The sequence below is a fragment of the Microvirga sp. ACRRW genome (genome assembly GCF_022346925.1).
Lineage (GTDB): Bacteria > Pseudomonadota > Alphaproteobacteria > Rhizobiales > Beijerinckiaceae > Microvirga.
Genome location: NZ_JAKRNJ010000001.1, coordinates 74,485 through 94,981, shown reverse-complemented (window position 1 = coordinate 94,981; position 20,497 = coordinate 74,485). Strand labels below are relative to the sequence as shown.

Genomic DNA, 20,497 nt, shown 5'->3' with positions numbered 1-20,497 from the left:
GCAAGCATCCTTCTTCGATGGCTTGCGAATAAGCCTCAGGGGTGTCATGAGCAACCCTGTTCATCCGGTTTGGTGGCTTTGGATACTCCCGTAATGAATGACTCCCGTCCCTTTGGGACCTTCGCGCCGACAGGCCTCATCCGTTGGGTGATAGACCGCACGCGTGGTCTGCCGGGGAGCTGGATGGGGCGCCGCATCGCCATGATGCTGCGCCGGGTGGTCATGAGGAAGCTAAAGGGGCAGCCCCTCGATTTGGAGACCTTCGGCGTTCGGATGCGGGTCGTTCCTGACAAGAATGTCTGCGAGCGGCGGATCATCTTCACCCCGCAATATTTCGACCTTGACGAGATCAAGCTCATCGCCGCCCGCAACCGGGAGGGGTTCACCTTCATCGATGTGGGCTCGAATGTGGGCTGGTATGCGCTCCTCGTGGCGCGGAAGGTCAAAACATCCTCCCGGATTCTTGCTGTCGAGCCGCAGCCCGAGATCTTCGACCGGCTGATCCACAATATCCGCCTGAACCCCTTCGGCACGATCAAGGCAGTGGATTGCGCCATAGCCGACAAGACCGGGGAACTCACCCTATTCCTCGATCCGCGCAACAAGGGTGAGGCGAGCCTCAAGATCGTGAATTCGAGCCAGACGGACACGATCCGCGTGCCTGCCGTCACCCTGCTCGATCTCATCCGGGGGGAGGGGTTCACCCATGTCGATGCGGTCAAGCTCGACGTGGAGGGCGCCGAGGACCTGATCCTCGACCCATTCTTCCGCGACGCGACGGCTGCCCTCCACCCAGCGCTCATCATCATCCCTGATGTTCCCGACCGGTGGCAGGTGGATGTACCGAAGCTCCTGCAGGAGAAGGGCTATCGCCAGACCCTCCGGACGCGCATGAACCTCGTTTTCGAGCGGGCGGAATAAGGCCCCTATCGGGGCGTGACGATCTCCACCGGGCGGTCGATAACGACCTCCTCGGGCGTGATCCGGCAGACATAGGCGTAGGATTCCACTCCCGCTGCGAGGGCATGGCGGAAGGCCTTGTCGTAGGCCGGGTCGATGTCGCGGGCCACGTCAAAACGGTTCGCATCCATCTGGATCACATAGACGAGGGCGGCTCGGGCGCCGCTGGCGACCATGTCGGCCAGCTCATAGAGGTGCTTGGCGCTCCGGGCTGCCACGCAATCGGGGAACTCGGCAAAGCCTGCCTCCCGCATCAGGTGGCAGTTCTTCACCTCCAGATAGCAGGGCGGCTCGCCGTCCTTCTCCAGGAAGAAGTCCACACGGCTGTTCTTGCCGTATTTCACTTCAGGCCGGACGCTGTCGTAATGGGCAAAGGGGGCAAGCCTCCCCTCGCGCAGGGCCTCCGCCACGAGCAGATTGGGGCGGGAGGTGTTGATGCCGATGAGCTGTAAGGGGCCACCACCTGCTGCGACTTCCACGAATTCCCAGTTGTACTTGAGCTTGCGGGCCGGGTTCGTGGCCCGGGAAAGATAGACCCGGCTGCCGGGCTCCTTCAAACCCATCATCGCGCCCGGGTTGGCGCAATGGGCGGTGACGATCTCACCGGAGTCGAGTTCAATGTCGGCCAGAAATCGCTTGTAACGCTCGATGAGGCGACCGGTCAGAAGGGTTTCCTGAAAACGCATTCAATCCATCACTGACGAAGAAAGAGCCTCCGTAGCAGGGGAGAAGCCTTGCCTTCAACCGAACCCTTGCTTGAGAATTGCCGTTTCTGAAGCTAAAGCCCCTTAAAAGGGATCGATGCGCATGGCCGTTTCCGTCACAGCCGCCCTTCTCATCATCGGCGATGAGATCCTCACCGGGCGCACCAAGGATAAGAATATCGGCTACATTGCCGAGTATCTCACCGGCATCGGCATCGACCTGCGTGAGGTCCGCGTCGTTCCGGACGTGGAGGCGGAGATCGTCTCCGCCGTCAACGCCCTGCGCTCCCGTTACACCTATCTCTTCACCACCGGCGGCATCGGGCCGACCCATGACGACATCACCGCCGATTGCATCGCCAAGGCCTTCGACGTCGGCATCGGTCATGATCCGCGCGCCGTCGCCATGCTGCGCGAGCGCTATACGCCGGACGAGCTGAACGAGGCGCGGATGCGCATGGCGCGTATTCCGGATGGAGCGGATCTCATCGAGAACCCGATCTCCAAGGCGCCCGGTTTCAAGATCGGCAATGTCTTCGTCATGGCGGGCGTGCCGTCGATCATGCAGGCCATGCTCGATCTCGTCGCGCCGACGCTCCAGACCGGCACGCGCATGACCATCGAGACCGTCGAGGCCGAAGGGCTCGCCGAAGGCATCTATGCGGCGGGCCTGAGTGAGATCGCCAATACTTATCCAGGCACGTCCATCGGCTCCTATCCATCCTTCTCGACGGCGGGCTTCCGCAATCAGATCGTCGTGCGGGGCAAGGACCCCGCCGAGGTCACTAAAGCCGTTGCCGACATTCACGCGCTTCTCGGACGCCTCAAAGGCGACCGGGCTCCCCTCTAATCGTTGACCCCATCACAACAGACAAACGAGCAAGCCCATGTCTCCTACCTCACCCAAAGCCTTCCCCGTCTCTTGGGATCAGTTCCACCGCGATTGCCGCGCTCTCGCTTGGCGCCTGGCCTCCGCCGGCCCGTTCGAGGCCATCATCTGCATCACCCGCGGCGGCTTGGTGCCTGCGGCCATCGTCGCCCGTGAGCTGGATCTTCGCCTCATCGAAAGCGTCTGCATCGCGAGCTATCACGACTACAAGAGCCAGGGCGAGCTCAAGGTGCTGAAGGACATCGCACCGTCAATCAAGGCCATCGGCGACGGCAAGGGGCAGGGCGTTCTCGTAATCGACGACCTCACGGACACCGGCAAGACCGCGAAGATCGTGCGCGAGATGCTGCCCAATGCCCATTTCGCCGCCGTCTATGCGAAGCCTGCCGGGCGTCCCCTGATCGATACGTTCGTCACGGAGGTGAGCCAGGATACCTGGATCTATTTCCCGTGGGATATGGGCCTGACTTATCAGGCTCCGATCCGCGAAGGCTCGGCCGGCTAAGCAAACCAAGGAGCGCCCGTGGCAGAGTTCGACATCGCGCGGACGCGCAAAAGCCTGTTCAGTGCGCTCCTCGACGCCCGGGATACCTTCGGGCGGAACAAGGTTGCCCTGGAGGATCTGGAGCGCCAGCCCATCACCTTCGGCCGGCTCGTCCTCGGCTCGCTGGTGCTGGGACGCAAGCTTACGAGCCTGACGGGTGAGCGTGAGACGGTCGGCGTGCTGCTGCCGAACGTCCAGGCCATAGCCGTGACCCTGTTCGGCCTGAATGCATTCGGGCGTGTCCCGGCTTTCCTGAACTTCACGGCGGGGCTCAAGAACCTGAAGGCTGCCTGCGAGATCGCCGGTATCAAGACTATCGTCACCTCCCGCCGGTTCGTGGAGCAGGGCAAGCTCGACGACATTGTCGCGGAGTTGGGCGAGGGGAGGCAGATCCTCTGGCTCGAGGATGTGCGCGGAACCTTGACCAGCTTCGACAAGCTCCGGGGGCTGATCGAGTCCTGGATGGCGCGCCGGGTTCATAGGCGGGCGAACGTGAGGCCCGACGATCCGGCGGTCGTGCTTTTCACCTCCGGCTCCGAGGGCGTGCCGAAGGGCGTGGTTCTCTCCAACGCCAATCTCGTCGCCAATGCCTATCAGGTGAAGGCCTTGGCGGGGGATGTGCTGACTCCCGACGACGTGTTCTTCGATCCCTTGCCGATCTTCCATTCCTTCGGCCTGACGGCGGGGCTGCTCACCGCCATTCTCAACGGCATGAAGTCGGTGCTCTATCCGAGCCCGCTTCACTACCGGCAGATCCCGAAACTGATCGCAGGTACCCGCGCGACCGTGCTGCTCGCAACCGACACCTTCCTCCAGGGCTATGCCCGCGCTGCGGGCGAGGGCGATCTTTCGAGCGTGAAGCTCGTCATCGCGGGAGCCGAGCACGTGAAGCCCGAAACGCGAAAGCTCTGGGCCAGGCACGGCGCCGAGATCGTCGAGGGCTATGGCGCGACGGAGTGTGCGCCGGTCATCGCCTGCAATCTTCCGCACCGAAATCATCCAGGCTCCGTGGGCTTCGTTCTCCCTGGCATCGAGTGGCGGCTGGAACCGGTGGAGGGCATCCATGAAGGCGGCCGCTTCCATGTGCGCGGCCCCAACGTCATGAAGGGCTATCTCGATCCGGGGGCTCCGGGCGGGATCAGGCCGCCGGCTGAAGGCTGGCACGATACGGGCGACATCGTCACCGTTCAGGACGGGATCGTCACCATTCGCGGCCGCGCCAAGCGCTTCGCCAAGATTGGCGGCGAGATGGTGTCCCTGGCTGCCATCGAAGCGACGGTGCAGCAGCTCTGGCCCGATTCCAACCACGTAGTCGTGGCCTTGCCCGATCCCCGGAAGGGGGAGCAGATCGTGCTCGTCACCGACAAGCCCGATGCCGACCGGGATGTACTTCTGGCCCATGCGCAGAGCCAGGGTTTTCCCGAGCTTTGGGTGCCGAAAGCCATCCTGGTGTCAGGCATCCCCGTCCTAGGGTCCGGCAAGACCGATTACCCGGCGACCGTCGAGATGGCGCGCCGCCTTCAGGCCATGCTGTAGCTGGCCTATTCTAGGACCGCTCTCCCAAAGACTTGTAACAAAACCCCGCCAATTGGCGTTATTCTGCCATCAGTGCCGCTTCCGATGCGGCACATCTTGAGGGATCGCATCATGAAAAGGATTGCTCTCGCTGTGGCCTTTCTTGCCTGCGCTTCGGGCGTCCAAGCGCAGCAGCGCCCTTCGACCCTCAATATGGTGTGCGGTCAGACTCAGCAGCTTATCCTCTCCAGAGGCGCTATCGTCCTGAGTACCGGTACCTATACTTATGACCGCTATGTCCGCGACGACAGTTTCTGCGAGCGCAACGAAATGACCGAAGTGGTCACCGTGCCGACCCGGGACACCCCGCGATGCCCTGTCTATCGCTGCACCGATAACGAATATTTCTTCGACGATTGAGGCTGGGCTCAGCTTGGCTCTTGATACTGGCGCGGCATGCCCTCGCCTAGGCGTGCCCTTAGGGGAGGTCTGCCGGTGTTGAGATTATGACACACTCGCTGACAAACGCCCCGCAGAGGCTCAGGAATGCCTATATCTTGAGCAGATTTGCGGCTTAGTAGGCATACCACGCGATCGCGACGATTGCCTGAATCGGCTGGGTCGGTATTGTCACGGTTGCACATGGGTCCTGGGATCCAGTCTTTAAGTTTTGGAGATACAACCATGAAGCTCGTCAAGAGCCTCCTCCTCGGTTCGGTCGCTGGCCTTGCTGCCATTGCCGGTGCTCAGGCTGCTGACCTTCCCGCAAAGAAGGCCGCTGCGGTTGAGTACGTTCGCGTCTGCTCCACCTATGGTGAGGGCTTCTTCTACATTCCCGGCACGGACACCTGCCTCCGCGTCGCTGGCCGCGTCCGCGCTGAATATCGCTACGCTGAGCCGGATACCCGCTTCGACGATTCGATCGGTTTCCGCGCTCGTGGCCGCATCCAGCTCGACTCGCGTACCGCTACGGCTTACGGCCTGCTGCGTACGTTCGTCCGCTTCGAGATCACGCGCGACACCGGCGTTTACAACAGCGTCCCGGGCACCGTCACCACGTCGCCCGACGTCGACCAGGCCTTCATCCAGTTCGGTGGCCTGACCGCTGGTCGCGCCCAGACGTTCTTCGACAACGGCGATCTCGACACGCAGTCCTTCGGAACGATCCGCTGGTCGGACCAGCCGAACGTCAACCTGCTCGCTTACACCTTCTCGTTCGGCAATGGCTTCTCGGCCACCCTGTCGCTTGAAGAGCCCCGCTTCGCTGGCCGTGAGGCTCTTGCCTCCTCCAACGGCCTCCTCGCTGGTGAGCGCGCACCTGACGTCGTCGCCAACCTGACCTACTCCGGTACCTGGGGTTCGGCCACGGTTGCTGGCGCTGTGCATCAGATCCGTAGCATCTTCCCGCAGGTTGACACCGAGTACGGCTTCGCCGTCACCGGTCAGGCTACTGTGAACCTCCCGATGCTTGCTGCTGGCGACGCCCTGTGGCTCGCTGCGACCTATGCTGACGGCGCTGCCGCCTATCTCGGCTTCGGCGACGAAGTTCAGGAGGCGACCTACAACCTCAACGACGGCGAGATCGACACGACTCGCGGTTGGCAGGTTGCTGCCGGTCTGCGTCACTATTGGACCCCTGATCTCCGCTCGAACCTGTTCGGTTCGTTCGCTCGCATCGAGTACGGCTCGAACACGGCTTTCGCAAACTCCGACTTCGACGAGTGGCGCGCCGGTACGAACCTGATCTGGACACCGGTCTCCGGCCTCGATCTCGGTGTTGAGATCCTTTACGCCAACGACAATCCCCGCGCTCCCGGCGTGCGCACGACGGATTCCTGGGAAGGCCGTCTGCGCGTTCAGCGCGACTTCTAATCGGCTCAACCGATTGATTACAGAAACCCCGGTGGAAACACCGGGGTTTCTTTTTGCGTGAGTCGACTTACGGTCGAGGCATTCCACCTCAAGCGCGTCGCCGGCTTAAGGCGATGCCCTATATCCGCATGCGGGATGCGTGGGAGAGGCTTGCGCATCATGTGTCGGTCAAGGGGGGGCGGATTGATGCTTCCACGCATCCACAAACGGCTTTCGATGCGCGGCCTCATCGCCGCTGTCCTGGGGATTGCCGGCGCCGGACTTGCAGGCTGCTCGACCTCGGCCGACATCTCTTACGGCTCGTATCGCTTCGGGCCCGGCTATGAGAGCGGGCAAGTCTATGAGAGCCGCGTTTTTGGCGACACGCAGCAAGGGCTTGGGGCCGAGAATTGCCGCACGGTCGTAAGACGTGAAAGGGATGCGTTTGGCCGTCTCTCCTCCCGCGAGGAAACCGTCTGCGAGTAGACCTGTGCAGCGGCAATGACCTTGGCGATCGGTGGGCTTCTCACTCGATAAGGGAACGAACGCTCACCGTGACGGTTGGCATATCGTCAATGCTTCGTCAGGAGAAACCATCATGAACAACATCATCTGGCTGATCGGCGCCATCGTGGTCGTCCTTGCGATCCTGTCCTTCCTGGGCCTGCGCTAAAGGTACGTATCACCGTGCTGGCAGGGCAGTCGCGCGCTGCCCTGCAGCCTCTTCGCGCTCATCCTCCATATCTCTGGAGAGTGCTGCTCTCTTTATCCGAGCATGGCCATGACGGCGGAGGCTACATTCACGAGCGCCAGCGTTCCGACGAGGGTTGGAATAAGTGGCAATCTTGGGCGAACACGCCTGTCGTCATCCTGAAAAGTTTTGCTGCACAATAAAAGGCGAGAGCGCTGTTCATCCATTGCTCTTCTCCTGAGCGGTACTGCAACAGAGCATGTGTACCTTGGACCCTGCGCGTGAAATGAGAGGTGCGCCTCCGCACCTCGTGGACTGATTTTTCCTTATTTCAAGCCATTAATGGCGCGTTGCAGCTTTCTGATATTGCAGAAGTTGCCCTTCGATAGCGCGCATGCGTGTCATTAAGCGGTCGAGCTCGATCAGAAGTGCTTTTTCGTCCTGCTTGGCTTTCTCGATTTGGTCTGCGCAAGAGCCGTGACGTATCCGCCGAAGCGCATCGGCCAATCGCATGTCCAGAAGCCGCATGGAGCGCTCCAAGTCCAGGAATTCCTGATGTAGCTGGTTCTCCTTGAGCACCACTGGATCCCATGAACGAAGCGGACGTTTTAAGGCTAAAGCTACAGCTTGCAGGAGAGTTCCACCAAGGAAAAACCGGCGGACCATGTGTTTTCTTGGCGGCCAAGCTGAAACAGACGGCCTTCATCACCGTTCTGTGAAGAATGCTCCGTGCGAGCCTCAGGCCCCGCATGAGGCTTTTTATGCTGCTTTCGCCAGCGATGCGTAGGGCCGAGAGGCGGCAATCGACTGCAGTAAGGATTGCGTGACGCGCTACTGCCGCCGGCAGGAGCGGTGGGTGTTCGCTATGTATGGGCCCCAGACGCCGGCGTGCTGCGGTTGCTGAAAACAGAGCGGACAGAGGAGATGCCGCATGGGACAGAAGAATGAGCCGCGTCGCATTGCATTGATCGTCGAGGATGACTTCGAAGTCAGAGGCTTGGCGGCAGCGCTTTTGGAAGAGACCGATCTACGCGTGGTGGAGACTTCAAGTGCCGAAGAGGCTTTGGATTATCTGCGCACTCATGCGGATGATGTCGCCTTCCTCTTTGCTGATGTTCGCCTCCCATGCCTCATGAGCGGGGTCGATCTTGCCCGGACGGTTCGGATCAAATGGCCATGGGTTCGCACTGTCCTGACATCGGGCCTCTATCCTGATCAGGGGCTGACCGAAGTGCCACGGGAGGTGCGCTTCATGCCGAAGCCATGGCGTGCCCTTGAAGTGCTGATGGAAGCCGAAAGGGCGGCTCAGAGCTATCGCCATAATTGATTCAGAGGATCGGAAACCGCTCACGGACGTCTGTTGCATTCGGGAACCTTGGCGCTGTTCAGGAATTGCCGTCAGCAGAAAGGATGATGCTGATGCCGCAGACGAATGTCGCCACCGGAACGTTTCCCTCCCTCAAGGCAGCCAACCAGGCTGTCCACCGTCTTGTCTCCAGCGGTTTCGCCCGGAACAGCATCGAGCTTCATCGGCATGAGGACGACGAAGGCTATGACCTCGAGATTCACGCCCGAGCGGAAAATATCAGGCGAGCCAAACGCCTGATGCATGGGTCCTGGAATTACGCGATGAGCATGGAAAACGTCGGCGACATGGCGTCCGGTACTATCAGGACGGCCCGGTCGCATCCGCTCGTTCTTTTGGGCGCGGGTGTTCTCGCAGGCTTCGTGCTTTACAATCTGATCCCGCGTTCCTCATCTCAGGAAAATCCGCGCCGCACCAGGCAACCAGCCCGCTCCGGCCAGCGCGCGCGTCACGCACGCCGTTGAGGGGATCGGAGCTTACAGATCCTCGTCGTCCAGATGGTCATCCGAATGACGGCTATTGGCTTCGAGCCTTTCCAATAACTCCCTGATACGATCAGGCGCAGGCTCTCTCAGCATATCCTGGTAATCGGCTTGCAACTGCCGCCCGAGGTTCTTGAGCAATTCGTTCTGCCCGGCCGTAGTCAATCCGTTGGAGCCGATGCTCCAAGCGGTATGTCTATTTGCGGGTAAAGGCGGTCCATCGACATGGTGGAGCCGCTTCGGCATCCCTGCCTCCTTGGTTCTACGTTTAAGCCTTAGAACGGTCGAAACAGCTGAGGGTTGCAGTTAAGTTTCTGGAAAAAATGCTCTTTTTGACTACTCGGAGGTAAGTCGGGACGTCTCGGGAGAGCGCCAGGGCAGCAGTAAGGCCGCCAGAAAATCTTTTGGGGACACAGTGAGGCGACCCACGGTCGCATTGGTTTCGCACATTGCCTGGTTCACAAGCTCGACATTAACAACAAGAGCCGGGGGGCTTTGGGCATGCGCGAATTATTGATGGTCTATCTCTGTGGGGTGATCCTGCTTCTGGCCGTCTCCACCACAATTGATGGCGAAGAGAAGGTCGGTTTCGACCATATCCTTATTGCCGCCTTCGGATGGCCGATCTTCACGCCGATCCTCGCCTTGAAGGTATGGAACAGCCGCTGAGCTGTTGAGACCTGCTTGTTGGCTCGTTCTTTCCGCCATATCGCTTCCCCAAGGGAGTGTGGCTCTCTATAAAAACAAGAGGGGGCTTGCATCGATATGCAAGCTAAGCGGGCTAAACCGAGCTGCCATGCATAGCACTGCGCCGACGCCTGACGGACGACCTTCCGAGCCGGGTCTCACCTCCAAGCGCTCATGGCGATTGTCGCTGCGTTCTCACTTGGCTTTGATGTGCGTGGGCCTTGCCCTGCCGATCCTCGTTTTCGTCGGCTATCTGCTCTGGCATTTCGCGCGCGCGGAGCGGGCGCACCTTGAAGGGCATGCTTTGGCGACCGCTCATGCGGTTGCGGCCAATATCGACCGCGAGCTGTCGGGGCTGCGCTCGGCTCTGGGGGTGCTGGCCCATTCGCCCGCTCTGCAGGCGGGCGACCTCGATGGTTTCTACCGTCAGGTGACCGAGGCCAATCTGCTGAACGGCATCAATGTCGTGCTACGCACACCTGATGGACAGCAGCTGGTGAACAGTCGCGTTCCGCGAGGTGAGACTTTACCCAGAACGGTTCTGCCCGGCGATCGAGCCGCAGTCGAGCTCAAAAAACCAGTTGTGACGGACCTGTTCGAGGGCACCGTTTCCGAGCAGCCGCTCTTTGCCATCGTCTCTCCGGTGATGCGCAACAACGAGGTTGCTTATCTGCTTTCGATCAGTGGCGCGGCCGAACGAATCCAGGCGCTCACTCAGCAACAAGGCGTACCCGGCACCTGGACCATTGCTGTTATCGATCGGCAGGGACGAATTCTTGCGCGTAATGTGCGCCATCAGGAATTCGTCGGGCAGTTCGCAACCCATGACATGCAGGAGAACACCGCCGGTCCAGAGGGGACATGGCAAGGTCTGGCCATGGACGGACAGCTTGTTTCGGGGGCCTATGCGCGTTCTCATTTATCGGATTGGCGCGTGACTGTCGGCGTGCACGATGCGGAACTAACAGCACCGCTGACGCGCTCGCTCTGGTATCTCGCGTGGTTCGGGACAGGGCTTGCCGTTCTGTCGGTGGCGCTCGCTTGGCTGTTCGGACGCCACATCACCGCGCCCATGGCAATGCTCGCGACGCGAGCGGCAGCCCTCGGTCGAGGCGAGGAGATATCACCTCTGAACACGAGGCTGCGTGAAATGGCTCATGTCGGCGATGCGCTGGCGGCTGCCTCAGCAGATCTGCAGCGCCGCGAGCAGGAGCGCGATAAGGCAGAGGCGGCATGGCGCGAGAGCGAGGAGCGTTTCCGCGCCAGCGAACAGCGTCTTCAGGCGATTCTCGATACTGTGCCCGTAGGCATCATCCTGGCTGAAGCGCCTTCGGGGCGCGTCATCGGTGGCAATGCACAGGTGGAAAGCATCTTCGGACATCCGGTGCTGCCTTCGCAGAATGTGGAGGGCTATCCGGATTGGATCGGCTTCCATCCCGATGGGCGTCAGGTCGAAGCGATGGAATATCCCATGTCGCGCGTGTTGAGCGGCGAGGAGGAGCGCTCGGAGCTGGAGCTGCTTTATCAGCGCGACGATGGCCGTCGTGCCTGGCTGCGGCTGATGGCGGCGCCGATCCGTGATGAGGCTGGGCGGATCATCGCAGGCGTGGTGGCCTGTCTCGATGTGGATCGCGAGAAGCGAGCAGAAGAGGCGCTTCGGTCGTTGAACGTCACACTGGAGCAGCGCATCGCGGAAGCGATTGCCGAGCGCGAGAATGCGGAAGCGCAATTGCGGCAAGCGCAAAAGATGGAGGCGGTAGGGCGCCTCACGGGTGGTGTCGCGCATGACTTCAACAACCTTCTCACCGTGATCACCGGCAATCTCGACATGCTCCGGCGCAAGGTCGAGAATGCGGACGATCCGCGCCTCGTGCGCAATGTCGACAATGCGGTCGAAGGCGCCAGACGCGCCGCTCAGCTGACGCATCGTCTTCTCGCCTTCTCGCGCCAGTCACCGCTCCAGCCGGAAGTGGTGGATCTCAACAAGATCGTGTCGGGCATGTCGGAACTGCTGCGGCGAACCATCGGTGAGACGATTGCCATCGAAACGGTTTTCGCAGGTGGCCTGTGGCGCACGAAAATCGATCAGAGCCAATTGGAGAGCGCAATTCTCAATCTTGCCGTCAACGCGCGGGATGCGATGCCCGATGGCGGTAAGCTGACGCTCGAGACGTCGAACGCCTTTCTGGACGAAGCTTATTCCGCGAGCACGGCCGGCGAAGTGAATGCCGGGCAATATGTAATGGTGAGCATATCCGACACCGGATCGGGCATGTCGGCGGATGTGAAGGCGAAGGTGTTCGAGCCCTTCTTCACCACGAAGCCTGTTGGCAAGGGTACAGGCTTGGGGCTTGCTCAGGTCTATGGTTTCGCGCGCCAGTCCGGTGGCCACGCTGCGATCTATTCGGAGCCGGGGCAGGGCACGACGGTAAGGCTCTACTTCCCGCGCCTCCAGCGCGCCGGAGACGAAACGCCTTCGCCCGAAGACGAGCCGCGCACGCGGCAACTGGTTCCTGCAGAAGGTGAAACGATTCTCGTTGTCGAGGATGAAAAAATGGTCCGGGATTTCTCTGTCTCGGTTCTGGAGGAGGCAGGCTACCGCGTGCTCGCCGCCGAGGATGGAGTGGCAGCTCTGAACTTGCTTGAGATGCACCGTCAAAGAATCGCGCTTCTGTTCACGGATGTGGTCCTGGCCGTTCCCTTGAACGGACGCGAGGTTGCGGACGAGGCTCTGAAGGCGCGGCCAGACCTGAAAGTTCTTTTCACGACCGGCTATAGCCGCAACGCGATCATGCATCATGGTCGTCTTGATGACGGCCTGCACCTGATCACGAAACCATTCACGGCCACGGGCCTCCTGGAGCGCGTACGGCGCTTGCTGCAGGAAGATGATGTTAAATAATGGTGTAATGTTTCAATAATAAAAGAAAGATTAGGAAAAGAAAAAGCGCCCATGAGAGGGCGCTTGAGTTGCGATCCGTAGGGGCAAAATAAAGGATCGTCCTCTCTAGGTAATAATTCATTCAAAAAAAGCCATAAGTATTTCGTACCTCAAAAGTGTTAATCCTAAAGTTCATATCCTTTGGGGGTGCGACAGATATATTCAGCATTGATGGCTTGAGGGCAAATCAGATAGTTATGTTTTTGCCGTAGGGGCAATAAGACCAGATGGGCTGTGACCTGCATCCAATAAAAAAGAGCAGGCGCAGCCCTTATTATTTGACACTCTATGTATTCTTGAAGAAAAAAGCCGCGATCAGGTGCAGATCTGACCGCGGCGTTAGCCGTGATTGGGAAATAATCACGGCAGGTCTTGATGAATAATTGCTTTGTATTCGAAACGATAACAAGATCTATGAATAGAATCTGTTTAAGCGGACTTTCGAGGCGCGGCAACTAGACCATATGGCCTATGGCTTCGTAGGAGCCGGGTACGCGCCGTGAAATGAGGTGCCGATGTTGAGCGCTAGAGGGCGCTACGAGTGGACATCGCGAAAGGCTAGCCTGGAATCATGGGCACATTTGAATGAGACTTGGTGCGGACGGCGGGGGTCGAACCCGCACGGGCATAGCCCGAGGGATTTTAAGTCCCTTGCGTCTACCGGTTTCGCCACGTCCGCATTGGTGTTGAGGGTTATCGGTCCGAAGGCCGGAGCGCAAGCCTGCAACGCTTCTTGAAGCGTCACTCAGGTGTGCGAAAGCCGTAGATCCAATCGTAGCGGTTCGACATGCTCTCGGGCCCGATCAACTGCATGACCTTGTCCCGCCCGAAGGCGATGAGAGAGCCGGAATGATAGATGCGCCCGTTCTTGCGCCCCTCGGCCTGGATGCGGGTGACCCGTTCGAGACGGTGGCTCTCATAGGCCGACAGGGCCTCCGTGACATCCCGATTTTCGCCTGGCAGGAGCGCGCCAAGCGTGGCGGCATCCTCGATGGCCAGGGCCGCGCCCTGCGCCAGGAAGGGCAGGACCGGATGGGCGGCGTCGCCGAGAATCGCGATGCGGCCTTTTGCGAAGCGCTTGATAGGGTGCCGGAACAGGGACCAGCGCAGCCATTCCTGCGGCTGCTGAAGCAGTGCGCGAAGGGCAGGGGCGGCGTTGCTGTAATGGGCGAGCAGCTCTTCCGGCTGCCCGGGCGCGGCCCAGCCCTCGACGGGTTCCTTGGCCTTTTCGATGGCGACCACATTGACGAGATGGCCGCTGAAGATCGGGTAGTGGACGACATGTCCCCTGGCGCCCAGCCAAAGGCCTGTCTCGTTGCCAGCGAGCTCCGGCGGGGCATTCTTGCGGTCGAAGGTGGCGCGCCAAGCGATATAGCCGTGGAATGTCGGGGAGGCCGTGTCGCCGATGACCTGCCTGACCTTGGACCAGATGCCGTCCGCGCCGATCACCACATCCGCATTCAGGCTTTCGCGGGCACCGTTCGATGCCGTCCAGACGAGTTCAGCATGGTCGAGACCATCCCGCACCTCCTCGACCTTACGGCCGGTGACGATGCGGATCGAGGCCTCAGAGCGCACGGCATCGAGCAGGATGGTTTGAAGATCGGCCCGGTGCACGACCCAGTAGGGGGCGCCGTAGCGCTGCTGCATATAGGGGCCGAGCGCCACCTCACCGATGCGCTTGCCGGAGGAGATACCGCGTACAACCACCCGGTCGGGCAGGGTCGCCACGCGCCGCAGGGCAGGGCCGAGCCCCAGCTTGACCAGGATTCGGCTGGCATTGGGCGAGAGTTGCAGGCCCGCGCCGACCTCGCTGAAGCCGGGGCGGCGCTCGATGAGCGTCACGGAATGGCCCTGGCGGGCAAAATTGAGGGCTGCCGTCAGGCCGCCGATTCCGGCGCCGACGATGGCGATCGAGAGCCCGGGCACCTTACCGCGAGGACGCAGAGGTGGCGAAATCGGGTTCCCAGACGCACTCTGCCGGACGGGCCTGGTCGGCCTTCAGGGACGGGTCGTACTTGAACAGGGTCGAGCAATAGGAGCAGACCGTTTCGCTGTCATAGCCCATGTCGATGAAGATATGGGGATGGTCGAACGGGGGCTTGGCCCCGATGCACATGAACTCCTTGGAGCCCACATGAATGACGGGAACGCCCGGGTCGTTGTGGAAGTGGGGTGTGCCTTTGTCAGCCATTGCCGTCGCTCTGAAGCCGTGAAATTTGCGCGCACCATAATGACTGAGGGGCCATGCGCCTAGACCAAAAATTTTCCTTCAACGAACCCTTTGCCGACCCGGTTTCATGCAGGAGTTATCCCGCCCCTGACAGCGCGCTAAGCCATGCAGCAATGTTCTCTGAACAAGGCCTCATGAATTCGAAGGCATGGAATGATGCATGAATATCAAAGAGCGCGCGGGCGAAGGCATGGGGGCAAGGGCATGTGGGAATGACCTCGCGACCTGTTTGGTCCGAGGTTTTGGGGTCGAGGGAGGCGCGAGGAGGCGTCCGGCTCGATTGTGGAGTGTGTGAAGAACCCGACGGCTCCTCGCGCACGGTTCTTTTAGGCGTACACCGCGTGTTTCAGCGATGGGCCTCCCGCCGACAGGCTTGCGAGGCCTGACACAGGACCGCTCCCGGCTCCGACAATCACGACGCCTCGCGAGCGCGCCCCTCTCTGAGCCGGGACATCACGAGATATAGCCAAGATTAGGACCAAAGTCAAGAACAAAAGCGGAACATTAACTCGCATCGTCATGGCCGGGCTTGTCCCGGCCATCCACGTCTGAGGAGCCACTGCAGCAAAAGACGTGGATCACCGGCCCAAGGCCGGTGATGACGGCAGAGGGCGTCATCCCGGACGCAGCGCAGCGAAGATCCGGGATCGCATGACGAGTGAGGCGCTGGCCTAACCTCTCCCACCCGGGAGAGGGGAAATCGCGCCATACTCGTCATGCGATCCCGGGTTCTGCTCCGCAGCCCCGGGATGACGCGCTCCTACATCATCAATGGTCTTGCGTCCGAGCCTGCTGCATGAAGCGATTGTATTTGCGGAAGCGGGTGCTTAGGTTGCGCCGCAATCGACACCAACTCTCCGGTTTGTCCATGCGCTATTTCAATTCCAACGGCGTCAGCATCGCTTACATCGACGTGCCTGCTCATGAGGGGGAGGGCGATCCGGTCCTGCTCATTCACGGCTTCGCATCGAGCCATGCGGTGAACTGGGTCAACACGCTGTGGGTGAAGACGCTGACGCGTGAGGGCTATCGCGTGATCGCCTTCGACAATCGCGGGCATGGCCAGAGCGACAAGCTCTATGATCCGGAAGCGTATCACTCCTACCGCATGGCGGAGGATGCCGTGCGTCTTCTCGATCATCTCGAGATCGAGCAAGCGGATGTGATGGGTTATTCCATGGGCGCGCGCATCACCGCGCATATGGCGCTGGCTGCGCCCGAGCGCATGCGTTCCGCCATGCTCGGCGGCCTCGGCATTCATCTGATCGACGGCGTCGGTCTTCCGCTCGGCATCGCGGACGCGATGGAAGTGCGCTCGCTCGATGAGCTGACCGATCCCATGCAGCGCATGTTCCGCGCTTTCGCGGAGCAGAACGGCAGCGACCTGAAAGCCCTTGCCGCGTGCATTCGCGGCTCCCGTCAGGCGCTGACGAAAGAGGAGGTGGCATCCATCACCTTGCCGACGCTGGTATCCGTCGGCACCAACGACGATGTGGCGGGCTCAGGCCCCGAACTCGTGAAGCTTTTGCCGAACGCAACCAGCCTCGACATTCCCGGCCGCGACCACAATCTTGCCGTCGGCGACAAGGTGCACAAGCAGGGCGTGCTGGAGTTCCTGTCCAAGCGTCCCTGAAACAGCCAAGTTGATTTACGGCGTCCTCGCTCCACTTCCTTCGCGAGGGAGGCAGGGATGACCAGACTCGACAGCGTCATTCGCCGGCTGACGGCGCAGCGCGATTTGCTGGATTGGGCGGCGCGCGAAATCTCCGCTGAAGGACTTGTGCTCGAACTCGGCCTCGGGAATGGGCGCACCTACGATCACCTGCGGGAGCGTTTGCCGGGACGCGAGATTTATGTGTTCGAGCGTTCGCCCGCAGCGCATCCCGATTGCATGCCGCCTGACGAGTATCTCATCGTCGGCGATATTTTCGAGACCTTGCCGCTGTTCATCGAACGCCTCGGCGCAGGCTCAGCGGCGCTCGTTCACGCGGACATCGGCACCGGCGATGCGGAAGCCAACCGCGAGCTTGCGCGGCGTCTGTCGCCGCTGATCGAGACGCTGCTGCAACCGGGCGGCCTTCTCGTTGCGGACCGTGCTTTCGACCTTCCGTCATGCACGGACATCTCGTCGAAAACCGGCGTTGCTGAAGGGCGTTATTTCGTCTATCGGCGCTAAGATTCAACGCCCCTTGAAGACGGGCTTGCGCTTCTCCAGAAAGGCCGTGCGTCCCTCCACCGCATCCGCGCTGTCGAAGCATTGATCGGCGAGCGCAAGAGGATCGGCATTCGGATGCGCAACGCCCATCGCTTCATCGATAGCGGCTTTCGCGGCGCGGATAGTGAGAGGCGCGTTCTTCGCGATGTCGTGCGCCAAAGCGAGAACGGTGCTTTCCAGTTCATTGTCAGGCACCACGCGCTGGACGACGCCGAGACGCTGCGCTTCCTCAGCATTAATGCGCCGCGCGGTGTAGAAAAGATCCTTGGCTGCCGGTGCGCCGACGGCGGCGGTCACGAGCTTCATCGCTCCGGGAGGATAGCCGATGCCGAGACGCGCTGCGGGAATGCCGAATACCGCATTGTCGGAGGCGATGCGCAAATCGCAGGAAAGCGCGAGGCCGAAGCCGCCGCCGAGGCAGAACCTGCGGATCATGGCGATTGCCGGCTTCGAGCAATGGGCGAGCGCCCAGAAGGCTGCTTCGTTGATCGCCTCGTAAGCCCGTCCACCCTCGGCATCGGCCCGCACGGTCTCGAATTCCGCAATGTCGGCGCCGGAGGCGAACGATTCCGATCCCGCACCGCGCAGGACGATCACCCGCACGCTCTCGTCCTTGTCGAGCGCCGCGATGAGGCCCGGCAGGGCCCGCCACATCTCCAGGTCCAGGGCGTTGTGCTTCGCCGGGTTGTCGATGCAAAGCGTCGCGACAGGGCCGTCGACGGATGCGCTGAGCTTGGGGCTGATAGGCGAAAAAGAGGCGTTCATGGCGTCCGGGGATCTATGGTAAGGGGCCCGGTATTCCTATGTATGTCTTTGTAAGAGCCGAGCCGGCAGGGAGATTACCATGACACAGACGCGCTTGAAGTCCGGAAATCCGGATTTCCTCGCCGGCAAGGTCGATCCGCTCTGGAGCCGTCTCCGCGCCGAGGCCGAGGCCGTCGTGCAGGCCGAGCCCGCTCTCGCCGGTTTCGTGCTGAGCGCCATCCTCCATCAGCCGAGCTTGGAAGCGGCGGTGATCCACCGGGTCGCGTCCCGCCTCGGCCATGCGGCTTTGCCGGCGGACATCATCGAGCAGGTGTTCCTGGAGGCGGTGGAGCAGGACAAGATCATCGGCCAGGCCTTCCGCGCCGATATCAGCGCCGTTCTCGACCGTGACCCCGCCGTGACCCGCGCCATCGAGCCCGTGCTCTATTTCAAGGGCTTCCACGCTATTCAGACCCACCGTCTGGCTCATTGGCTCTGGACCAAGGGCCGGGAGGATTTCGCGCTCTACCTTCAGAGCCGATCCTCGGACACCTTCCAGACCGATATTCACCCGGCGGCCCGGATCGGGCGCGGCATCTTCCTCGACCACGCCACCGGCCTCGTGGTCGGCGCGACCGCCATCATCGAGGACAATGTCTCGATGCTCCAGGACGTGACCCTGGGCGGAACCGGCAAGGAGCGGGGCGACCGTCATCCGAAGATCCGCCATGGCGTGCTGATCGGGGCGGGTGCCAAGATCCTGGGCAATATCGAGGTCGGCCATTGCGCGAGGATCGCGGCGGGCTCCGTGGTTTTGAAGCCCGTGCCCCACAACGCGACGGTGGCGGGTGTCCCCGCCAAGGTCGTCGGCACGGCGGGTTGCGACGAGCCTGCCCGCGCCATGGATCATCTTATCTCCGAGGCCGACGGGATCTGAGGGGAGAAAGCCCCCGAACGAACCCATCCCCGCTTGCTCGCGTTGGCCGGGCATGGCAATGGCTGATGCGAACAAGTTGAGAAAGGACCTGTAGTGGACAAAACGGAGATGGCGAAAGTCGAGCGCTACCTGCGCCAGACCTTTGCGAACCACTCGATCCGAGTTGTCGGTCGCCCCAAGAAGACCGATTCGGCGGAAGTTTACATTGGTGAGGAATTCGTCGGCGTGCTCTTCGTCGATGACGAGGACGGGGACCGCTCCTTCAACTTCACCATGGCGATCCTCGATACGGACCTCGAGGACTAAGCGGCCCTTTCTTCCTGCGGGAATAGGCCTCCAGGTGTCATTCCCGGCCGGAGCGCAGCGAAGGGGAAGGGAATCCACGATCAAGCGCCACGCTATGGATCCCCTTCCCGGTCCTTCGGACCGCCGGGGATGACAAGCGTGGCGCTTTTGACTTCCAGGCTCGGGAAAATGCCATGCCGATCTACAGCCTCGATGATGTCTCTCCCGTCCTGCCCGAGGAGGGCCGTTACTGGATCGCGCCCGACGCTCATGTGATCGGCAAGGTGCGGCTCGGGGGCGATGTGGGCATCTGGTTCGGCGCCGTGCTGCGCGGCGACAACGAGATGATCGACATCGGCGAAGGCACGAACATCCAGGAAGGGGCGGTGCTGCACACGGATATGGGCGCGCCGCTCAGCGTGGGCGCGGGCTGCACCATCGGCCACAGCGCCATCCTGCATGGCTGCACCATCGGCGAGAATTCCCTCATCGGCATGGGAGCGACCGTGCTCAACCATGTGCGCATTGGCCGGAACTGCCTCGTGGGCGCGAATGCGCTCGTGACCGAGGGCAAGGAGTTTCCGGACAATTCCCTGATCGTCGGCGCGCCCGCCAAGGCGATCCGCGTGCTGGACGAGGCGGCCATCGAGCGGCTGCGCTGGTCGGCGAAGCATTATGTCGAGAACTGGAAGCGCTTCGCAAAAGGAATGAGGCGGATCGACTGACCCGCCTCATTATGAAATTCTGTCGGAACCGGCGCTAGCGGCCTAGTTCGTTTTAGCGGTTCGCGGTGGTGGTCGGCGAGGTAGCGATGCCGCCCAGGGAAACCCAGCCCACCTGATCCTGGCTCTCGCGCTTGATGTAGACGTAGCCGGTCTTGCTCCAGGGCAGGACGGACGAGGTCTTGTTGTCGAGAACGTAATCGCCGCGATTGGTGCGAACTACTAGCACCGCATGGCCTTCGCCGAGTTCGTCGATTACGACGGTCATGCGCATGGCGCGGCGGGGCAGGCCGCTCTCGGCGAGGATGCGGCGCTTCAGGAGCTGGAAGTCCTCGCAATCGCCACGACCATCTTCGGCGAAGTCCCAAATGTCCACGGAGCCCCAGTGATCGGCATCCGTCACCGCCTTGATGGAGGAGTTCACACGCTGGTTCACGGAGACGATGGTCTTCCAGGTCTGTGAGGTCAGCTCGATGGTTTCCGGCTCGGACCGGTCGACGGCGCACTCGGCGGGGTGAGTGTCGCAGAACTTCGACCAGGCGACGAGAGGCTTGGCCGCGCCCATGCTGGCAATCGGGTTGCTCGATGTGGGCAAGGAAGCCAGGGTCTGAGCCTGGACTGCGTTACCGGCGAAGACCATGATGGCCGAGACGCAGGCTGCTTTGATAAAATTGCCAGAGAAGGAAAACTTCTCGTTTAAGCCGCTAAAAAAGCCTTTTTTGAAATAATCT

Annotated in this window: 24 protein-coding genes and 1 tRNA gene; 17 read left to right on the top strand and 8 right to left on the bottom strand. The window is 61.2% G+C overall.

The genetic code is table 11. The features are described from left to right. The first annotated feature begins 93 nt into the window (after nucleotides 1–93). A complete protein-coding gene (locus MHY87_RS00560; RefSeq protein WP_239348434.1) occupies nucleotides 94–921 on the top strand; it encodes an FkbM family methyltransferase in 828 nt (275 codons plus the stop codon). 5 nt (nucleotides 922–926) lie between these two features. Here MHY87_RS00560 and sfsA read toward each other — a convergent pair whose 3' ends face one another. Further along, nucleotides 927–1,646, bottom strand: a complete 720-nt coding sequence (gene sfsA / locus MHY87_RS00555) for a DNA/RNA nuclease SfsA (RefSeq protein ID WP_239348433.1) — start codon at nucleotides 1,644–1,646, stop codon at nucleotides 927–929. Nucleotides 1,647–1,761: 115 nt separating this feature from the next. On the opposite strand from sfsA, the gene MHY87_RS00550 reads away from it, so the two are divergent. The 7 genes from MHY87_RS00550 (at nucleotide 1,762) to MHY87_RS00520 (ending at nucleotide 7,136) form a co-directional block, all read left to right on the top strand. Further along, the gene (locus tag MHY87_RS00550; RefSeq protein ID WP_370644801.1) at nucleotides 1,762–2,514 is read left to right on the top strand and encodes a competence/damage-inducible protein A; all 753 of its coding nucleotides are present in this window, start codon (nucleotides 1,762–1,764) and stop codon (nucleotides 2,512–2,514) included. 37 nt (nucleotides 2,515–2,551) lie between these two features. Further along, complete coding sequence (gpt, locus tag MHY87_RS00545; protein ID WP_239348431.1) at nucleotides 2,552–3,058, top strand: xanthine phosphoribosyltransferase; 507 nt, start codon at nucleotides 2,552–2,554, stop codon at nucleotides 3,056–3,058. A gap of 18 nt (nucleotides 3,059–3,076) precedes the next feature. Continuing rightward, a complete protein-coding gene (locus MHY87_RS00540) occupies nucleotides 3,077–4,633 on the top strand; it encodes an AMP-binding protein (RefSeq protein WP_239348430.1) in 1,557 nt (518 codons plus the stop codon). Nucleotides 4,634–4,744: 111 nt separating this feature from the next. Then, a complete protein-coding gene (locus MHY87_RS00535) occupies nucleotides 4,745–5,032 on the top strand; it encodes a hypothetical protein (protein ID WP_239348429.1) in 288 nt (95 codons plus the stop codon). Between the two features lie 264 nt (nucleotides 5,033–5,296). Next, nucleotides 5,297–6,484: a porin gene (locus tag MHY87_RS00530; protein ID WP_239348428.1), complete on the top strand. Its 1,188-nt coding sequence runs from the start codon at nucleotides 5,297–5,299 to the stop codon at nucleotides 6,482–6,484. 186 nt (nucleotides 6,485–6,670) lie between these two features. Next, entirely contained in the window at nucleotides 6,671–6,949 is a 279-nt protein-coding gene (locus MHY87_RS00525) for a hypothetical protein (RefSeq protein ID WP_239348427.1), read from the top strand. Nucleotides 6,950–6,980: 31 nt separating this feature from the next. Then, entirely contained in the window at nucleotides 6,981–7,136 is a 156-nt protein-coding gene (locus tag MHY87_RS00520) for a hypothetical protein (RefSeq protein WP_239348426.1), read from the top strand. 357 nt (nucleotides 7,137–7,493) lie between these two features. Here the strand turns inward: MHY87_RS00520 and MHY87_RS00515 are convergent, their stop codons facing one another. Continuing rightward, nucleotides 7,494–7,820 carry a hypothetical protein gene (locus MHY87_RS00515; RefSeq protein WP_239348425.1) on the bottom strand — a complete coding sequence of 109 codons (327 nt, stop codon included), beginning with the start codon at nucleotides 7,818–7,820 and terminating at the stop codon, nucleotides 7,494–7,496. Between the two features lie 265 nt (nucleotides 7,821–8,085). Between MHY87_RS00515 and MHY87_RS00510 the strand changes: the two genes are divergently transcribed. Further along, nucleotides 8,086–8,481 carry a response regulator gene (locus tag MHY87_RS00510; RefSeq protein WP_239348424.1) on the top strand — a complete coding sequence of 132 codons (396 nt, stop codon included), beginning with the start codon at nucleotides 8,086–8,088 and terminating at the stop codon, nucleotides 8,479–8,481. Nucleotides 8,482–8,573: 92 nt separating this feature from the next. Then, nucleotides 8,574–8,984, top strand: coding sequence for a hypothetical protein (locus MHY87_RS00505; protein WP_239348423.1), 411 nt, complete (start codon nucleotides 8,574–8,576; stop codon nucleotides 8,982–8,984). Between the two features lie 12 nt (nucleotides 8,985–8,996). Here MHY87_RS00505 and MHY87_RS00500 read toward each other — a convergent pair whose 3' ends face one another. Next, nucleotides 8,997–9,248: a NepR family anti-sigma factor gene (locus tag MHY87_RS00500; protein WP_239348422.1), complete on the bottom strand. Its 252-nt coding sequence runs from the start codon at nucleotides 9,246–9,248 to the stop codon at nucleotides 8,997–8,999. Between the two features lie 255 nt (nucleotides 9,249–9,503). On the opposite strand from MHY87_RS00500, the gene MHY87_RS00495 reads away from it, so the two are divergent. Beyond that, nucleotides 9,504–9,671, top strand: coding sequence for a hypothetical protein (locus tag MHY87_RS00495; RefSeq protein ID WP_239348421.1), 168 nt, complete (start codon nucleotides 9,504–9,506; stop codon nucleotides 9,669–9,671). 127 nt (nucleotides 9,672–9,798) lie between these two features. After that, complete coding sequence (locus MHY87_RS00490; RefSeq protein ID WP_239348420.1) at nucleotides 9,799–12,591, top strand: ATP-binding protein; 2,793 nt, start codon at nucleotides 9,799–9,801, stop codon at nucleotides 12,589–12,591. Nucleotides 12,592–13,223: 632 nt separating this feature from the next. On the opposite strand, the gene MHY87_RS00485 is transcribed toward MHY87_RS00490, so the two are convergent. The 3 genes from MHY87_RS00485 to MHY87_RS00475 all read right to left on the bottom strand — a co-directional run bounded on the left by MHY87_RS00485 (nucleotide 13,224) and on the right by MHY87_RS00475 (nucleotide 14,824). Further along, nucleotides 13,224–13,309 (bottom strand) — tRNA-Leu (locus MHY87_RS00485). 62 nt (nucleotides 13,310–13,371) lie between these two features. Next, entirely contained in the window at nucleotides 13,372–14,559 is a 1,188-nt protein-coding gene (locus tag MHY87_RS00480; protein WP_239348419.1) for an FAD-dependent oxidoreductase, read from the bottom strand. A gap of 1 nt (nucleotide 14,560) precedes the next feature. After that, the gene (locus MHY87_RS00475) at nucleotides 14,561–14,824 is read right to left on the bottom strand and encodes a zinc-finger domain-containing protein (protein ID WP_239348418.1); all 264 of its coding nucleotides are present in this window, start codon (nucleotides 14,822–14,824) and stop codon (nucleotides 14,561–14,563) included. A 907-nt stretch (nucleotides 14,825–15,731) separates the two neighbouring features. Between MHY87_RS00475 and MHY87_RS00470 the strand changes: the two genes are divergently transcribed. Both MHY87_RS00470 and MHY87_RS00465 read left to right on the top strand, forming a co-directional pair. Continuing rightward, on the top strand, nucleotides 15,732–16,496 hold the full coding sequence (locus MHY87_RS00470; RefSeq protein WP_239348417.1) for an alpha/beta fold hydrolase: 765 nt from the start codon (nucleotides 15,732–15,734) through the stop codon (nucleotides 16,494–16,496). Nucleotides 16,497–16,553: 57 nt separating this feature from the next. Further along, entirely contained in the window at nucleotides 16,554–17,039 is a 486-nt protein-coding gene (locus MHY87_RS00465; protein WP_239348416.1) for a class I SAM-dependent methyltransferase, read from the top strand. Nucleotides 17,040–17,042: 3 nt separating this feature from the next. On the opposite strand, the gene MHY87_RS00460 is transcribed toward MHY87_RS00465, so the two are convergent. After that, entirely contained in the window at nucleotides 17,043–17,843 is an 801-nt protein-coding gene (locus tag MHY87_RS00460; protein WP_239348415.1) for an enoyl-CoA hydratase, read from the bottom strand. 79 nt (nucleotides 17,844–17,922) lie between these two features. On the opposite strand from MHY87_RS00460, the gene cysE reads away from it, so the two are divergent. From cysE to MHY87_RS00445, 3 genes are all read left to right on the top strand, one after another. Then, nucleotides 17,923–18,759, top strand: coding sequence for a serine O-acetyltransferase (gene cysE / locus MHY87_RS00455; RefSeq protein ID WP_239348414.1), 837 nt, complete (start codon nucleotides 17,923–17,925; stop codon nucleotides 18,757–18,759). A gap of 93 nt (nucleotides 18,760–18,852) precedes the next feature. Next, on the top strand, nucleotides 18,853–19,065 hold the full coding sequence (locus tag MHY87_RS00450) for a DUF3126 family protein (protein WP_027315475.1): 213 nt from the start codon (nucleotides 18,853–18,855) through the stop codon (nucleotides 19,063–19,065). A gap of 173 nt (nucleotides 19,066–19,238) precedes the next feature. Then, nucleotides 19,239–19,769 (top strand): gamma carbonic anhydrase family protein, encoded by a 531-nt coding sequence (locus tag MHY87_RS00445; RefSeq protein ID WP_239348413.1) that lies wholly within the window; start codon nucleotides 19,239–19,241, stop codon nucleotides 19,767–19,769. Nucleotides 19,770–19,821: 52 nt separating this feature from the next. Here MHY87_RS00445 and MHY87_RS00440 read toward each other — a convergent pair whose 3' ends face one another. After that, on the bottom strand, nucleotides 19,822–20,406 hold the full coding sequence (locus tag MHY87_RS00440) for a transglutaminase-like cysteine peptidase (protein WP_239348412.1): 585 nt from the start codon (nucleotides 20,404–20,406) through the stop codon (nucleotides 19,822–19,824). Nucleotides 20,407–20,497 lie beyond the last annotated feature (91 nt).

Bases quoted from the DNA above. Each gene is read 5' to 3' on its own strand.
- MHY87_RS00560 (WP_239348434.1), top strand. From the start codon at position 94: ATGAATGACTCCCGTCCCTTTGGGACCTTCGCGCCGACAGGCCTCATC.
- sfsA (WP_239348433.1), bottom strand. From the start codon at position 1,646: ATGCGTTTTCAGGAAACCCTTCTGACCGGTCGCCTCATCGAGCGTTAC.
- MHY87_RS00550 (WP_370644801.1), top strand. From the start codon at position 1,762: ATGCGCATGGCCGTTTCCGTCACAGCCGCCCTTCTCATCATCGGCGAT.
- gpt (WP_239348431.1), top strand. From the start codon at position 2,552: ATGTCTCCTACCTCACCCAAAGCCTTCCCCGTCTCTTGGGATCAGTTC.
- MHY87_RS00535 (WP_239348429.1), top strand. From the start codon at position 4,745: ATGAAAAGGATTGCTCTCGCTGTGGCCTTTCTTGCCTGCGCTTCGGGC.
- MHY87_RS00530 (WP_239348428.1), top strand. From the start codon at position 5,297: ATGAAGCTCGTCAAGAGCCTCCTCCTCGGTTCGGTCGCTGGCCTTGCT.
- MHY87_RS00525 (WP_239348427.1), top strand. From the start codon at position 6,671: ATGCTTCCACGCATCCACAAACGGCTTTCGATGCGCGGCCTCATCGCC.
- MHY87_RS00515 (WP_239348425.1), bottom strand. From the start codon at position 7,820: ATGGTCCGCCGGTTTTTCCTTGGTGGAACTCTCCTGCAAGCTGTAGCT.
- MHY87_RS00510 (WP_239348424.1), top strand. From the start codon at position 8,086: ATGGGACAGAAGAATGAGCCGCGTCGCATTGCATTGATCGTCGAGGAT.
- MHY87_RS00505 (WP_239348423.1), top strand. From the start codon at position 8,574: ATGCCGCAGACGAATGTCGCCACCGGAACGTTTCCCTCCCTCAAGGCA.
- MHY87_RS00500 (WP_239348422.1), bottom strand. From the start codon at position 9,248: ATGCCGAAGCGGCTCCACCATGTCGATGGACCGCCTTTACCCGCAAAT.
- MHY87_RS00495 (WP_239348421.1), top strand. From the start codon at position 9,504: ATGCGCGAATTATTGATGGTCTATCTCTGTGGGGTGATCCTGCTTCTG.
- MHY87_RS00490 (WP_239348420.1), top strand. From the start codon at position 9,799: ATGCATAGCACTGCGCCGACGCCTGACGGACGACCTTCCGAGCCGGGT.
- MHY87_RS00475 (WP_239348418.1), bottom strand. From the start codon at position 14,824: ATGGCTGACAAAGGCACACCCCACTTCCACAACGACCCGGGCGTTCCC.
- MHY87_RS00470 (WP_239348417.1), top strand. From the start codon at position 15,732: ATGCGCTATTTCAATTCCAACGGCGTCAGCATCGCTTACATCGACGTG.
- MHY87_RS00465 (WP_239348416.1), top strand. From the start codon at position 16,554: ATGACCAGACTCGACAGCGTCATTCGCCGGCTGACGGCGCAGCGCGAT.
- MHY87_RS00460 (WP_239348415.1), bottom strand. From the start codon at position 17,843: ATGAACGCCTCTTTTTCGCCTATCAGCCCCAAGCTCAGCGCATCCGTC.
- cysE (WP_239348414.1), top strand. From the start codon at position 17,923: ATGACACAGACGCGCTTGAAGTCCGGAAATCCGGATTTCCTCGCCGGC.
- MHY87_RS00445 (WP_239348413.1), top strand. From the start codon at position 19,239: ATGCCGATCTACAGCCTCGATGATGTCTCTCCCGTCCTGCCCGAGGAG.
- MHY87_RS00440 (WP_239348412.1), bottom strand. From the start codon at position 20,406: ATGGTCTTCGCCGGTAACGCAGTCCAGGCTCAGACCCTGGCTTCCTTG.